The sequence below is a fragment of the Geomonas silvestris genome (assembly GCF_014193515.1).
Taxonomy (GTDB): Bacteria; Desulfobacterota; Desulfuromonadia; order Geobacterales; family Geobacteraceae; genus Geomonas; species Geomonas silvestris.
On the sequence record NZ_BLXX01000005.1, the window covers coordinates 242745 to 258985 of the forward strand.

Consider the following 16241-nt stretch of genomic DNA (forward strand, 5'->3'; position numbering starts at 1 on the left):
CGCTGTGAGAGTGTACTTTTTCTGTACACTGTATCCCACGGAAGTATGCTGCCGTTTACGTGCGTGTCAAGTGACTGGAATGAGAAAGTTTTACTGTTAGAGAGGTCCTTGTGACTTCGGATGTCCCTACCAAAGTCTTTCTCTGGCAAACCTGCTGCCGTGTCTCGAGTTTGCGTCAGTTTGAAATGGGTTGTGCCGCTGGTGGAGAGAACGTGCTGTTGCAGAGCCGGAAGTGATGCCTCAAATCCTCGGTCGTAGGTGACGTCGTTTTTGTCAGTGAGATTTGAAGCGGGCTCTCCGCCTGTCGATGCTGACGATTCCGTGCGGGTGATACTGTAAACGAACTAGCGTTCTATAGACGGATGCCGGTACACTTCATAAGGTTTTGCTGTAAAAATGTCAATAAGAAAAAGAGTGTTTACGGCATCTTGATTGGAAAAACAGGAACTTATCGAGGAGGGGAAAATGAGGGGAAAAGGGCGCTGGCAGGGAGACCCTGCCAGCGGGTTCGTCAGGGTTTGATCTGGCCAGCCAGAAGTTCGACGGTATGTACTACCCTCGTTTTATCTCCGGCCTGTTTTAAGCCGTCCGAAAGCTGCATGATGCACCCCGGGCAGCCGGTGACCACGGCGTCGGCACCGGTGGCCTGGATGGCGGCGGTTTTGCCCGCGTTGATCTTAAGCGAGCTGTCGTAATGGTAGACGTTGAAGGTGCCGCCCAGGCCGCAGCAGCGGTCCGCGCCCTCCATTTCGACCAGGTTGAGCCCGGGAGTCCCCTTCAAAAGGGCGCGCGGCTCCTTGGTGATGCCGGCGGTGCGCAGGTGGCAGGGGTCGTGGTAGGTGATGTTCAGCTCGGCGTTGCCGCCGGTCTCCTCGGGGTTGAGCCCGAGTTTCTTAAGGAGCACCGAGGCGTCCACCGTCTTGTCCGCCAGGGCCTTGAGGCGCTCTTTCAATTCCGGGTTGCGCTTGCCGATCACCAGCGGGTAGAGCTTGTGCAGCGCCCCGCCGCAGGTGGCGCAGGCAGTCATCACGTAGTCTGCCTGGTGTGCCTCCAGCGCCGCCAGGTTTTGTTCGGCCAACTCGCGTACCGTGTCGAGGTCGCCGCCGGACATGCCGGGGAGGCCGCAGCACTGCTGGTTCTTCGGGATGATGATGGTGCAGCCCAGGTGCTTGAAGAGCTTGAGCGTCGCCTCGCCGATCCCCGTGTAGACGAAGTTCGTCATGCAGCCGACGAAGAAGACGATGCGCGGTTTCCCCGGCTCGCCCTGGATCACCTCGGGGTGGCTCGCGATGAAACTCTTCTTGGCGATCTGCGGTATGTGGCGGCTGTTTCCCAGAAACGGCACCGGGAAACGCAGTCTCAGCCCCGAGGTCGCCGGCACTTTACGGAAGAACACCGGCCCCAGGATCGAGGCGGCGAAGGCGCCCAGGTTCATGAGCTTGCGGGTCTTGATCACCTGGCCCACGGCCTTATGGAAGGTGGTGAGGCCGCGCCGTTTGGCGAGCGCCTCGCGGGCGGCGATGACGATCTCGTCGGTGGGGACCTGGTTCGGGCACTTCTCCACGCAGCTGCCGCACAAAAGGCACTTGGACATGGCCACGTAGGTGCCGTCGTCCAGGGCGATGTCCCCCTTCATGATGTGCTGGGCCAGCGCCACCTTGCCGCGTGCCACCGCCGGTTCGCGCTGGAAGGCGGTGAAGGCCGGGCAGTTGGCGCGGCAGGCGCCGCACTTGACGCACTTTTTAAGTTCGTTCTCGACCCGCTCGAGCGGGTCCACGGTCTTCTTGGTCATGAATAGTCTCGTTCGTTTTAAGACGTTGAGCGCTGAGCAGGCGAGCCGGAGAAAAAGGGTGACCCGTCGGTATTTCTCAACGTGCAGGAATTAAGTAAAGGGTTACATCCTTCTACGGCGTTCCGTAGAGACCTCACGTTCCCGCCTTCAAAAAGGTTTGTCCGGGAATTCCGGGAAGCATGGAAACTGTTGTTGGCGACCACCGCCGGCAGCCCGGCGTCCCCCCCTTTGCGAAGGGGGGACAGGGGGATTTGATTTTGTCTCGAGCGTCTGCCTACCCGCCAGCTGCCAAAACAGTCAAAAGCAAATCCCCCTAAGTCCCCCTTCGCAAAGGGGGACTTGAGAAACCATCTACTCCACCGGCAGCATCTTCCCGGGGTTCAGCACGTTGTTCGGATCGAGCGCCCGCTTGATGGCGCGCATGGCGCCGATCTGGTCGGCGGTCAACTCCATCGGGATGAAGGGCTGCTTGGCAAGCCCCACCCCGTGCTCGCCGGACATGGTCCCGCCCAGGTCCAATGCGGCTTGGAACACTTCCTTGATCGCCTCGTGCGCCTTCTCGATCTGCCCCGGCACCGACTTGTCGATCATGATGTTCACGTGGATGTTGCCGTCGCCGGCGTGGCCGAAGTTGACGATGGGGATCTCGTGACGCTGCTGGATCTGCTCGATGCGTCGGATCACGTCGGGCACCCGGCTTCTCGGTACCACGATGTCCTCGTTGAACTTGTCGGGGTTCACGTCCCGCAAGGACGGCGAGACCAGGCGGCGCACCCGCCAAAGCTCCTCGCTCTCTGCCGCGTCCTTGGCCACCCGGAACTGCACGAGCCCCAGCGGCTTGATGAGCGCGTGGATCTGCTCGGCCTGCTTTTCGATCAGGTCGCGGTCGCCGTCAACTTCGATGAGCAGCACCGCGCGCCCCTCGGCCGGAAGCCCCAGGTTGAAGCGGCGCTCGACGCAGGTAAGCGTCGCGTGGTCCATGAACTCCAGCGTGGTCGGGATGATCTTCCCCTTGATGATGGTGGAGACCGCACGCGCCGCGCCGTCGATGGAGTCGAAGACGGTCAGCATGGTCTTCTTGGAGTCGGGGTAGGGGAGCAGCTTGAAGATGATCTTGGTGATCACCCCCAGGGTCCCTTCCGAGCCGCAGATCAGCTTGGTGAGGTCGTAACCGACCACGCCCTTCACGGTCTCGCCGCCGGTGCGGATCACCTCGCCGGTGGGGAGCACCACCTCGAGCCCCATCACGAAGTCCTTGGTGACGCCGTACTTGACGGCGCGCGGGCCGCCGGCGCACTCGGCGACGTTGCCGCCCAGGGTGGAGAACTTAAGGGATGCCGGGTCGGGCGGGTAGAAAAGCCCCAGCTTTTCCACTTCCATCTGGAACGCCTCGGTGACGACGCCCGGTTCCACTTCGGCGACCAGGTTGTCGGTGTCGATCCTCAGGATCCGGTTCATCCGGGTGGTGACCAGGACGATGCCTCCCCCCTTGGGGAGTGCACCGCCGGTGAAGCCGCTGCCGGCACCGCGCGGGAAGACCGGGAACTTCTCCCGGTTGGCAAGCGCGAGGATCTGGGATACCTCGGCGCTGTTGGCCGGGTGCACCACGGCGTCGGGCAGAAACTCCATCTGCGTGGCGTCGTAGCCGTAACAGATCATGTCCTGGACCTCGGTGGCGATGTTTTCCTTGCCGACGATCTCGGCCAGTTTGTCGAGTACGCGTGCTTCGAGCATCTAGTGTCCTCTCATGGATAAAATCAACACGGTCGGCTGGCCGGCGGTCGTCGGCGGGCTCATGGGAGTGGCGCCTCGTTTCACCGCTTGAAACGGTTGTTAAATGGCGGTCAGCACAACAGATATTCGGATACTTTGCACTCTTGAAATAAAAAAGGCAAGGGTTCATTAGGCCCCTGCCGGTCGGTGTTGCTGTGCAGTATGTTCCCTCCCCCCTGGCGGGGGAGGGTTGGGGTGAGGGGGAGGCAGCCCGTGGCGTTGTCGTCGGAACTATCAGGTGCAACCGGCTGCTTTGCTCCGTGGCAAGTTCCCCCACCCCCCGGCCCCCTTCCCGCAAGGGGCGGGGGAGAGTTTCTCTAGCTCATGACCGGCAGCACCACACCACCTTCGGGGATCAGATAGGCCGTGTAGTCTTCCGGCAGCATGCCTACCGCCATCGCGAGCGCCTCTTGGGGCGTCGGCGCCGGAATCATCCCCATGGTGCGCACCTCCTCGTCGGGGAGCTGGGAAACCAGGATGACCCGGAAACGCTCGGCCTTCTCCTTCAAGGACCAGGCGGTCTGCCCGTTGATCTCGTAGTGTTTTCTGAGCGCCGACTCGAGCTCTGCGCAGCTTGCATAGCGGAACCAGTCGAAGAAGGTGGCGTTGCCGTAGCCGTCGCGGCACTCGGCCAGAAGCACCATGACCCCCCCCGGCTTCAGGGCCCGGCTGGCGTACTCCATCGACTTGTGGGACTGGATCAGGTTGATGTCCTTGGGGTAGCCGCCGCAGGAGACCACGACCAGGTCGGCGCGCTCGGCGATGGGGTAGCTGAAGGAGCGGGCGTAGAACCGGCACCCTTCCAGGTGCGCCTCGCGCCAGTCACCGGCAAAGGTGGCGAGGATCTTCTTGTCCGGGCCGAGCACCGTATTCAGGATGAACTCGGGTGGCCGCATTCCGCAGGCCTCCAGCATCGCTTCGTGCACCGGGTTCCCCTCCAGGTTGCCGGCTACCGCCTTCGGGTCACGGCCGCTCCCCTCCTCCGGGTTCAACAGGGCGAAGTGGCTCGCCATGCAACTCTTGCGGCTGGAGACGCCGGGGAGGACGCTCTTGCGGCCGCCACCGAAACCGGCGAAGTAGTGAAAGGTGACCGCACCGGTCAGGATGAGCCGGTCCGCCTCGGCCACCGTGCGGTTGATCTCTACCGGGATGCCGCGGCTGGTCTCGCCCAGGTAGACCAGGCTTCCCGGGGCGTCGCACTCGTGGTCGCTCACCTTGATCCGCCCGTAGATTTCACCCACGATCTTGCGGTGTTCAGCCTCGGTCTGTTTGCGGTGGATCCCCAGGGCGATAACGATCTCGATATCGTGCTCCCGCACCCCTGACTCCATTAGGCGTTTAACCATGATGGGGAGGTAGACCTCGCTGCCGGTGGGGCGGGTGATGTCCGAGGTGACGATCACCACCTTCTCGCCAGGGCGGAAGCGTGCCAGTTGCTCCGCGCAGCCTTCTAGCGCCTGCAGTACGAGCTCCTCCGGCGTCCCGGCCGCAGCTGCGACAGGAGGACGGACCACCGCACGCAGGTGCTGATCCGGTATCGCCTCGGGGTAGCTTATGTCACCACACTTAAGATCGGCCATGCGCCCAATACTACAGGTGATTTGACCCGCGCGCAAGGCGGGGCGGTGAACGGTGCACACGGCGAGGCTTTCGCAACTTTTTTCGCTGCAAAAATAGCTAAGGTAACCACGCCGGTCGCCAGTTGACGGCGCCATGAGCCTTTTTAAGCCCCACGTAAGCTAAAATTCCCGTTCCTAAACTACAATTTCCCAAAGTTAAGCCGAGAACTGCCAATAGTTATGCGGAGCATGCCTCGCGATAAGCTAAAATTCCGCATTTTAGCTTACACAGGCGTCGTTAAGCAAAATGCCCGGCGATTTAACTAAATCACGCGCGTTTTAAACTAATTGCCCTCTTGTTTAGCTAAAATTTTGCTCTCATTTGAAACGGTGCCGCTGTGGCGTGGGAAATCGCCAGGTCACATTTCAAAAAACAAGGCTGCCAGAGTAAGAAAATGGCCTGACAAACATAAAGAGAGGCCCGGTTTAAAAAAAAGGAGGGGCGCGCTGCCTCGTGGTCAGGCTCTCAAGTCTTTTTTTGCCGAGCGAACGAAGGTGATTCGCTTTTTTAAGTTAAACAGCCGTCACTTTGCTTAATGCTGCCCCTCTATTAGAAAAAACGGTCCTATCTTAGAAAAGAAAATGCTCTACATTAGAGATGAGGGCACGGTACTGAGCCGTCGGACCGGGAGCATCTGTCGGGGATCGGCGCGGCGCGGGTGGAAAGTTCCGGGCATTTCGGTTAGTTGGCAGCAGTTGCCCCACCACGGGTGAACTCGGACAAAACCGGACGATGTTGCTGAAGGAGCTGATCCTGGTTAGGCCGAATCCCCGCAGGCGATGACCGAGGTGTTTTTTGCAGCGAAAGATCGACCCGCAACGGGGAAAAAGGTTGACAAAATGAGAGCTTTCCGATAACAATCACCCGTTTTTGAGACCTCTAGAATAAGTAAGGCCTTCGCAAGAGGCATATTAAATAGGAGGATTTGTTAATGGAACAGTACGCAGTAATCTTCGCCCTGGTCTGCGCCGCGGCAGCTGTGGCCTACGGTCTGATCTCGGCCCAGTGGATCCTGGGACTCCCCCAGGGCAACGACCGGATGCGCCAGATCGCGGCAGCGATTCAGGAAGGCGCCGGCGCCTACATGAAGCGCCAGTACACCATCATCGCCGTTGTTGGCGTGGTGATGTTCATCGCTCTCTTTGCGACGCTCGGCTGGAAGACTGCGGTCGGCTTTGCCGTCGGCGCGGTCTTCTCCGGTCTCACCGGCTTCATCGGCATGTTCGTGTCGGTACGCGCCAACGTAAGGACCACAGAGGCCGCCAAGGGCGGCATCCACAAGGCTCTCAACGTTGCCTTCAAGGGCGGCGCCATCACCGGCATGCTGGTCGTCGGCCTGGGCCTTCTGGGGGTGGCTGGGTACTACATGATTCTCCAGCAGCTCATGCCGGGCGCTGCCACCAAGGACGTAGTCGGCCAGCTGGTCGGTCTGGGCTTCGGCGGTTCGCTGATCTCCATCTTCGCCCGTCTGGGCGGCGGTATCTTCACCAAGGGTGCCGACGTCGGCGCCGACCTGGTGGGTAAGGTCGAGGCCGGTATTCCGGAAGACGACCCGCGTAACCCGGCCGTTATCGCGGACAACGTGGGCGACAACGTGGGCGACTGCGCGGGTATGGCCGCCGACCTCTTCGAAACCTACGCCGTGACCCTGATCGCAGCCATGCTCCTGGGCGCTATCACCTTCACCAACTCGGCAGCCGTCAGCTACCCGCTGATCCTGGGCGGTATCTCCATCATCGCCTCCATCATCGGCACCTTCTTCGTGAAGTTGGGCGGCTCCGGCAAGATCATGGGCGCACTCTACAAAGGGCTCATCGCTTCCGGCGTCATCGCCTGCATCGCCTTCTACTTCGTGACGGTCCAGATGTTCCCGCAGGGGCTCAGCGCCGGCGCGACCACCATCTCGGCCAACAACATCTTCATCTCCGCCATCGTCGGCCTCGTGGTCACCGGTGCCATCTTCTGGATCACCGAGTACTACACCTCGACCGAGTACGGCCCGGTGAAGCACATCGCAGAAGCCTCCAAGACCGGCCACGCCACCAACATCATCGCGGGCCTTGGCATCTCCATGAAGTCCACCGCACTGCCGGTCATCGTGATCGCAGCCGGCATCGTGGTCGCCTCGACCTGCGCCGGCGTGTACGGCATCGCCATCGCCGCCGTTTCCATGCTGTCTCTGACCGGTATCGTCGTTGCCATGGACGCCTACGGTCCGATCACCGACAACGCCGGCGGCATCGCCGAGATGGCCGAACTGGACGACTCGGTTCGCGCCGTCACCGACCCGCTCGACGCGGTCGGCAACACCACCAAGGCCGTCACCAAAGGCTACGCCATCGGCTCCGCAGGTCTCGCGGCCATCATCCTGTTCACCTCCTACGTGCAGGAGCTGACCATCGCCGACAAGACCTTCTCGCTCTCCGATCCGTACATCATCGTCGGTCTGTTCCTGGGCGGCATGCTCCCCTACTACTTCGCCGCAATGTGCATGGAAGCCGTGGGTAAAGCAGGCGGCGCGGTCGTCGACGAAGTCCGTCGCCAGTTCCGCACCATCAAGGGGATCATGGAAGGTACCGGCAAGCCGGACTACGCGGCCTGCGTCGACATCGTGACCAAGACCGCTCTCAAAGAGATGGTCATCCCCGGCCTCATCCCCATCCTGGCCCCGATCGTCGTCGGCTTCACCCTGGGTCCCAAGGCCCTGGGCGGCGTGATCGTCGGCTCCATCGTGACCGGCATCTTCGTGGCAATCTCCATGACCACCGGTGGTGGCGCCTGGGACAACGCCAAGAAGTACATCGAGGATGGCTTCCACGGCGGCAAAGGTAGCGAGGCTCACAAGGCAGCCGTTACCGGCGACACCGTAGGCGACCCGTACAAAGACACCGCCGGCCCGGCGGTCAACCCGATGATCAAGATCATCAACATCGTGTCCCTGCTCATCGTTCCGCTTCTGAACAAGATGTAAGAGCTGCACGACGTTACGGCATCAAAAAATGGCGTCCCGGTTTTCCGGGGCGCCATTTTTGTTTCTTCGCGAATTACGGGTGGGCGTGGTTAGATCCGCGCTACATATGGCTTTTCTTTTCCCTCCGAATCTGGTCCTTCCCCCCTTTCCTAAACTGACGTGAGAAACCGCGATTGCTCCCGTGCAGACGACGTTCTTGGTAAACACCCCCACCTGTGTCCGCTCTGCCTTTTTGGCATCTTGGACGGCCCTCTTAAAAGCATTACATGTAAATTGGATAACAATAATTAAACAATAAGCGTAAACAGCATGTCTTTTATTAATGTTCGTACCATTAATTTTCCTTGAAACGTAAGATTGCAAGTGGTATACACATGCCCCAAATACCTATAACGTAGGATTGGAGCTGTCAGCGCCTCCCCTCTTTCCCTCCAGATTCATGGCTCCTGCGGTTTTCCGATGTCGTATGACAGGGACAGGATTATCGTCTAATTCGGTAAAAATCAATTAAAGCACATTGTTAATGTTCCTGTGTTGTATCTGCGCCGTATAAATGTCTGGTGGATCTTTGATGAATGCCTGGAGGGGGAAATGAAAAAGAGAAGAGATGTCTGGTGCTTGCGAGTGCCGCTTATGGTCATGCTGCTGGGGTTGCTGTTCGTTAGTGCCCCTGCCTTCGCCATGACTGTCAGCGGGAAGGTTGCCAACAATTCCGGCGACACGGGACGTGTCTATGTCGGGCTGAAGCAGACCTGGGGAGGAAATTTCGTCTACTCGGTCAGTCTGCCCAATCCCGGCACAACAGCCACCTCATTTGTCATAAAGGGGGTGGAAAACGGCAGCTACAACCTCTTCGCCTTTGTGGACCGGACCAACACCGGCGTCATGCATGCCAACGACCCGGTAGTGCAAAGACCGGTTACCGTTTCAAACGCGAACTACAGTACCGGCAACCTCACGATCTCCGCCAAAAGCCTCGTGCTTCCCCCGGCAGCCCTGGACAGTCCGGGAATTCTGCCGGCAAGCGGCTCTGCCGGTGTGGTCATCGATAATGTGACAGACGCAAACGGGGCCGTGATCGCCGACTCCTACAACGTCAGCTGCAATGGTGGAACCATCGTCAGAAACAACGTGCCGACGGTGAGCTTGACCGGTGACTCGGCGGTACTCGTCATAACGGGGCTAAGCAACGGGTCCACCTTCAGTTGTAATGCCACCCCGGTCATCAGGGGATCTGCCCGTTCGACTTACACGTCCGCCGACGGCAGCGGCACCATTGGCGACACCTGCAACACGTTCGGCACCTGCAGCTCCGGTGTTACCGTCTCCGGGAAGGTGAACTTCACCGGTTTCTCCTCTCTCAGCGGCAAAACCCTGCTGGTGGCGTTGACCACCTGGAACGGGATGCCGTATGTAACCACCATAAGCAACCCTTCCGCCCAGCAGGCGTGGTCCATACCCGGGGTGCAGGCCAGCGCTTCGGCCTACCGGACCAGTCTGTACCTGATAGACAATGCAACGGGTGTCTGGCAGGGACAGATCAACGAGCGGACCGAACAGGCGCGGTTGACGGTCGAAGGCGGTGACAATGTCATCGCCCCCACTCAGAACTTCCCCTTGCGCAACACTGCCATGTCGGTAAGCGTCGTTTCGCAGTACGGCCCCTACAACACCGACCCCGTCTTCTCCCTCATGTTCGACACCTTCTGGAACCAGAAGCGACCGGTCAACATAACCTTGAGCAACGTGACAGGCACGGCACTTCCGGCGGAAGGGGTTTCCTGCGCAGGTATGGACGGCCTGAGGGTTTTTACCGGGAGCAACCGACCGACCTCGGACGACAGCTATCAGGCGAGCCTGGAGTACAGCGATGGCAGCTCGGAGATTCAGCCCCTGAAGGTGATTAAGGGGGGGAGCCAGGAAACGCTGACCCAAAGCTTCCCCGTGGGGAACGTGAGGATGCCTGACCTGTCCAACCCGGTTTACGCCTGGCATTACGGGATCCCTACCGGAATGATCCCTTTTACCTCCTCCGTCTATTCCGGCAATCAGTTCCTCGAGAACCTGACTTCTGCCAGCAACTGGCTGACCCTCCCCGGTTCATCGCTTAACTTGAACTCGCAAACCTGGCTCACGACCGAGTTGCAGGATGTGATGGGTGACGCGATCGAGTTCTCCGGGGACTTCACCCCTGTCGGCTCGGGACCGGTCATCTCGAACTTCACGCCTACCTCGGGCCCTGGCGGCGCCACGGTCACCATCAACGGGAGCGGCTTCACTTCTGCCACGCGGGTAACCTTCAACGGGATTGCCGACAAGAGCTTCAGCGTGGTAAGCGGCAACCAGATCATCGCCCATGTCCCGGGAGGTGCTTCCCGCGGGCCGATCACGGTTACCGACAACAACCAGGTCACCGGCGCCTCCAGCGCTCCCTTCGAGAAGACCGTTACCGTGGCCGGCACCTTGACCAATATTTCCAATGCCGGGGTGAACGGCGTAACGGTACGGGCAATCGGCGGGGGAGTCCCCATTACCGCGACCTCGGCGACCAGCGGCGGGGTCGCCGGCAACTACAGCTTCAACGTGCCGGCCGGCGTGCCGCTGCAGTACAAGATGCACGACACAAGCGGTACCTACCTGGACTCCTACAGCAAGCTGATCACGGCAACCAACAACTATGACGGCAGCTACGCCATGATCAGGACCAGTGACCTGACGGGGTGGGCGGCTGTCGATGCTTCCTTCACCGCAGTGGCCAACGGCAGCGCCGGCCTGATCCGCGGGCGGGTGGCCACCCCTGCAGATGTGAATCTAAGCGGTGCCACCGTCCAGGTGATGAGTAAGAACCACCCCGGCGGCAGCCCCAGCTACAAGGTCATCTACGGCAACGGCAGTAACGCTCCCGACACCACCAAGACCGCAACCTCCTCGGACGGACGTTTCTTCGTGACGGGGATCGAGCAGGGCGACATCGTCTATGCCCAGGTCACCCTGGCCGGATACGCCTTCCAGGATACCTTCTACCAGGTGTACAACGGCAGCGTCAGCGGCGGAAAGGTCAACGGCGACCTGATGCCCAACCAACTTACATTGACCCCGAACGGCGGGCAGGTGGCGCTGCAGCAGACCGTGACGGTATCCTGGGATCCCGCCCTTACCGGCACGCTTTTCTACACCACCGACGGAAGCAACCCGAGGTCCAACGGCACCGGCATCCCGGTGGCCAATGCCACCTCCGCCTCGTTTACCCTCACCGCCGAGGGGAGCCAGATGGTGCGCTGCATCCTGAAGAACAACGCCGGGGTGTTCGGTGACGAGGTGCAGACCAGCTTCTACGTCATGCAGGACACGATCCCGCCGCAGGTGATCATCATGCCGCCGGGAACCGCCTTTGGCTCGGGCTACGGCTACAGCAACACCCTGCCGATTCCCGTCACCTTCATATCGGATGAACCGGCGACCATCTGGTTCACCACCGACGGTTCGGATCCCTTCACCTCTGCTTCCCGCCTCTCCGTGGTGGTGCCGACGGTGGGGGGCAGCGTCAGTGTTCCCCCGGTTGCCGACGGTACCACCGTGAAGTTCTATGGCATCGACCTGGCTAACAACCAGTCGCAGGAACGCATCGTAACGATGATCTTCGACAACACGGCTCCGGTCATCGGCACGGTCTCCCCCAACAGCTTCTCCGGCACGAATGCCTTCAACGCGACCAACGCCTCGTTCTTCATCACAGCCACCGACAACTCCAGTCCCAACGTGCTGCTCTGGTACCTGGTGACCGACACTACCGCGCCCCCCGCCGTTAACGCGACGGGGTGGAGCACCAGCCCGATCGTGACCGTGACGGTACCTGGCGAAGGTTCCTACAACAGGTACGCCTGGGTTAAGGATGAGGCGGGGAACCTCTCGCAGTACCGGCTCCTCAGCTTCACCGTGGACATGACCCCGCCGGCGCGACCGATAATCACCCCCTTTGCCAACAACCGCAGCAACTCCCAGCAGCTCTACCTAGCGGGAACCGCCGAGGCCAATGCCACCGTCACCGTGTACGACGGGGGGACCGCTCTTCCCGCGGTCGCCGCCAACGGCCAAGGTGCCTGGGGCATGAACTGGTTCTTCGGCGAAGGGACCACCCATACCCTTACGGCAACAGCCACCGACGTCGCCGGCAACACCGGACTCGCCTCGCAGCCGGTCACCGTGACGGTGGACAGCCTACCCCCGACGACCAGCGCCTCTTCGAACCCGCCGCTTCCCGGCACCGGCTTCTACACCCCGGGAACTGCAGTAACCGTCACCCTTACCGCGAGCGAAACGGCCACCGTGTACTACACCACCAACGGGGTCGATCCGAACCCGGCCGCCTGCACCGGGGCCTGCAAGTCGGGAGCCTCGCCCCTGCAGATCCCGATCACCAACTCCACCACCTTCAAGTTCCTGAGCGTGGATACCGCGGGGAACGTGGAGAGCTCCGTCAATACCGTCAGCTACAGTTACGGTCAGCCGACGATCACCACGGTGCAGCAGGCTAACGCACCGGTAACCTACACCCCGGGGAACTCGACCCTCACCCTGACCGCGATCGTGACCTCCGCCTCCGCCCCGACCGGCACCGTCACCTTCCTGGTGGACGGGATTGCCGTCGGGAGCCCGGTGGCCCTCGATGGGAGCGGCATTGCGACCCAGAACTACACCGGGGTCGTTGCTGCCGGCACGCACATTATAGTCGCCAATTTCTCCGGGAACGCACAGTTCTCGGCGAGCCTCGCTACGACGAGCTTCAACGTCGCCAAGGCAACGGCGACCCTCAGCGCAGGCTCGATCTCACGTACCTACACGGGTGCGCTGCAGAGCGTCCCCTACACCACCACTCCGCCGGGACTCGCCGCCAGCTTCTCCTTCAGCCAGGGCGGGATTGCCGCGCTTCCGCTCAACGCGGGGAGCTACGATTTCAGCGGCTCGATCGAGGACCCGAACTACCAGGGGAGCGCCACCGGCACTTTGGTCATCCAGAAAGCGTCGCTTAGTATCACTGCGGGGAGCACGGTCGTCGCCAACAGGGCTTACAACGGCACTACCGCGGCAACCATCACGAGCCCCGGTACCCTGAGCGGGATACTCGCCCAGGACAACGTGACCCTCACGGGCGGGATTGCTGCATTCGGCGATGCCACCGTCGGCAACGCGAAGGTAGTCAGCGTGACCGGGCTTACCTTAAGCGGCACCGGTGCCGGGAATTACACCCTGAGCGGCAGCACGGCAACCGCCACTGCCAACATCACCCAGGCACTCCTGACCGTAACTGCGGACCCCGCCAGCATGGTCTACGGATCGGTCGATCCGCTCTTCACCTACCGGGTAACCGGTACCCTGTACGGCAGCGACGCCCTGACCGGCGCCCTCGGCCGTAGCGCGGGGCTAAGTGTCGCGGGAAGCCCGTATGCCATCAACCAGGGCACCCTGAGCGCGGGTGCCAACTACAGCATCAACTTCGTCCCGGCGAGCCTCACGGTGACGGCGAAGCCGCTCACCATCAACGGCATCACCGCGAACAGCAAGGTGTACGACGGCACCCGGAGCGCGACGCTCAACACCGGTGCGGTCAGCCTGACCGGCGTGGTTGCTAGCGATGCGGTTTCCCTCTCCGGTACCGCGACGGGAACCTTCGACACCAAGAATGCCGGCACCGGCAAGACGGTCAGCTTCAGCGGCCTGAGCCTCACCGGCGCCGCCGCCGGCAACTACAGCATCACCACCACGGCGAGTACGACCGCCAACATCACCCCGGCGCAGCTTAGCGTCAACGCCGGAACGACTGTCGTTGGGAACAAAGGCTACGACGGCACGACCGCCGCCACCATCACCTCCGCCGGAACCCTGAGCGGAATCCTGAGCCCCGACGTGGTTACCCTGGGGGGCGGCAGCGCCAACTTCGCCGATCCCAACGCGGGCAACGGTAAGACCGTCAACATCGTCGGACTCACCCTGGGCGGGACCGACGCCGGCAACTACGCCCTGGCAAGCGCCACGGCAACTACCACGGCGAACATCGCCAAGGCCCCGCTTACGGTCACTGCGGATCCGGCCAGCAAGGTCTACGGGGCTGCCGATCCTGTCCTTGGCTACCGGAGCACCGGCACCCTGTACGGCAGCGATGCGCTGACCGGGGCACTGGGGCGCGCCGGCGGCGAGAGCGTGGCGGGAAGCCCGTACGCCATTAACCTCGGGACCCTGAGCGCGGGTGCCAACTACAGCATCAACTTCGTCCCGGCGAACCTCGCGGTGACCGCGAAGCAGCTCGTCATCAACGGCATAACCGCGAACAACAAGGTGTACGACGGCACCCGGAGCGCCACGCTCAATAACGGTGCGGTCAGCCTGACCGGCGTGGTAGGCAGCGATGCGGTTTCCCTCTCCGGTACCGCGACGGGAACCTTCGACACCAAGAACGTCGGCACCGGCAAGACGGTCAGCTTCAGCGGCCTGAGCCTCACCGGCGCCGCAGCCGGCAACTACAGCATCGGCACCACGGCAAACACTACCGCCAGCATCACCCCGGCGCAGCTTAGCGTCAACGCCGGAACGACTGTCGTTGGGAACAAGGGCTACGACGGTACGACAGCCGCCATAATCACCAGCGCCGGGACGCTGAGCGGAATCCTGAGCCCCGACGTGGTAACCCTGGGAGGCGGCAGCGCCAACTTCGCCGATCCCAACGCGGGCAACGGCAAGACCGTCAACATCGTCGGGCTCACCCTGGGCGGGACCGACGCCGGCAACTACGCCCTGACAAACGCCACGGCAACTGCCACGGCGAACATCACCAAGGCCCCGCTTACGGTCACTGCGGATCCGGCCAGCAAGGTCTACGGGGCTGCCGATCCTGTCCTTGGCTACCGGAGCACCGGCACCCTGTACGGCAGCGATGCGCTTACCGGGACGCTGGGGCGCACCGGCGGCGAGGGCGTGGCGGGGAGCCCGTACGCCATTAACCTCGGGACCCTGAGCGCGGGTGCCAACTACAGCATCAGCTTCGTCCCGGCGAACTTCGCGGTGACCGCGAAGCCGCTCGTCATCAACGGCATAACCGCGAACAACAAGGTCTACGACGGCACCCGGAGCGCCACGCTCAATAACGGTGCGGTCAGCCTGAGCGGCGTGGTGGGTGGCGATGCGGTCTCCCTCTCCGGTACCGCGACGGGTAGCTTCGACACCAAGAACGCCGGCACCGGCAAGACGGTCAGCTTCAGCGGCCTGAGCCTCACCGGCGCCGCAGCCGGCAACTACAGCATCGGCACCACGGCGAGCACCACTGCCGACATCACACCGGCGCCGCTTACCGTCAACCCCGGGACCAGCGTTGTCGCCAACAAGGTCTATGACGGCAGCACCGCGACGACCATTACCAGCGCCGGGACCCTGAGCGGGGTCATCGCCCCTGACCTGGTTACCGTAGGGGGGGGCAGCGCCAACTTCGCCGATCCCAACGCGGGCAACGGAAAGACCGTCACCATTGCCGGTCTCACCCTGGGCGGGGCGGACGCTGCCAACTACACCCTCGCCGGCGGCGCCACCGCTACCGCAAATATCGCCAAGGCGGGACAAACCATCAGCTTCTCCACGGCGCTCGTGGACAAGGTGGTTGGGGACCCGCAGTTCGACTTTACGGCAACTGCCAATTCCGGCTTGCCGGTAACCATCAGCGTGACCGGACCGGCGACCTATTTGGCACCGACACTGGCGCTCCAGACCCCTGCGCTGGTTCCGACCAGTGCGGCTGACTATACGGTCACCGTGACGGCAACCCAGCCAGGAGACGCCAACCACAACCCAGCCACCCTGAGCGGCACGTTCAAGGTGCTGCAGCTTGGGGATATCACCCATGACGGTTCGGTTACCATTGCCGACGCCATGGAGTACCTGAAGGTGGCCTTGCATCTGGATTCGCCTCCGGGTTTCACCCGCAACATCATCCTTGACGGAAGCAACCGATCGGTAATAGATGTACGCGACGTGCTCCTTGTGCTGCAAAAGGTTGTTGCCCAACCCATCTAAAGAACGATTTTTGAAGAGGGACTCTCT

At 61.7% G+C, this 16241-nt stretch carries 5 protein-coding genes; 2 read left to right on the plus strand and 3 right to left on the minus strand.

The features are described 5' to 3' along the window. Window positions 1–511: 511 nt before the first annotated feature. The 3 genes from GMST_RS10550 to GMST_RS10560 all read right to left on the minus strand — a co-directional run bounded on the left by GMST_RS10550 (window position 512) and on the right by GMST_RS10560 (window position 5145). Window positions 512–1792 carry a (Fe-S)-binding protein gene (locus GMST_RS10550; RefSeq protein WP_183354609.1) on the minus strand — a complete coding sequence of 427 codons (1281 nt, stop codon included), beginning with the start codon at window positions 1790–1792 and terminating at the stop codon, window positions 512–514. Between the two features lie 351 nt (window positions 1793–2143). Further along, the gene (locus GMST_RS10555; RefSeq protein WP_183354610.1) at window positions 2144–3526 is read right to left on the minus strand and encodes an FAD-binding oxidoreductase; all 1383 of its coding nucleotides are present in this window, start codon (window positions 3524–3526) and stop codon (window positions 2144–2146) included. 356 nt (window positions 3527–3882) lie between these two features. Further along, window positions 3883–5145 (minus strand): nickel-dependent lactate racemase family protein, encoded by a 1263-nt coding sequence (locus GMST_RS10560; protein WP_183354611.1) that lies wholly within the window; start codon window positions 5143–5145, stop codon window positions 3883–3885. Between the two features lie 971 nt (window positions 5146–6116). Here GMST_RS10560 and GMST_RS10565 point away from each other — a divergent pair. Together GMST_RS10565 and GMST_RS10570 are read left to right on the plus strand one after the other, a co-directional pair. Continuing rightward, window positions 6117–8156 (plus strand): sodium-translocating pyrophosphatase, encoded by a 2040-nt coding sequence (locus GMST_RS10565; RefSeq protein WP_183354612.1) that lies wholly within the window; start codon window positions 6117–6119, stop codon window positions 8154–8156. Between the two features lie 591 nt (window positions 8157–8747). Then, window positions 8748–16214 (plus strand): YDG domain-containing protein, encoded by a 7467-nt coding sequence (locus tag GMST_RS10570; RefSeq protein ID WP_183354613.1) that lies wholly within the window; start codon window positions 8748–8750, stop codon window positions 16212–16214. Window positions 16215–16241 lie beyond the last annotated feature (27 nt).

What these genes read in the sequence shown, in the direction of transcription:
- GMST_RS10550 (WP_183354609.1), bottom strand. Translation starts at nt 1,792, where the DNA reads ATGACCAAGAAGACCGTGGACCCGCTCGAGCGGGTCGAGAACGAACTT.
- GMST_RS10555 (WP_183354610.1), bottom strand. Translation starts at nt 3,526, where the DNA reads ATGCTCGAAGCACGCGTACTCGACAAACTGGCCGAGATCGTCGGCAAG.
- GMST_RS10560 (WP_183354611.1), bottom strand. Translation starts at nt 5,145, where the DNA reads ATGGCCGATCTTAAGTGTGGTGACATAAGCTACCCCGAGGCGATACCG.
- GMST_RS10565 (WP_183354612.1), top strand. Translation starts at nt 6,117, where the DNA reads ATGGAACAGTACGCAGTAATCTTCGCCCTGGTCTGCGCCGCGGCAGCT.
- GMST_RS10570 (WP_183354613.1), top strand. Translation starts at nt 8,748, where the DNA reads ATGAAAAAGAGAAGAGATGTCTGGTGCTTGCGAGTGCCGCTTATGGTC.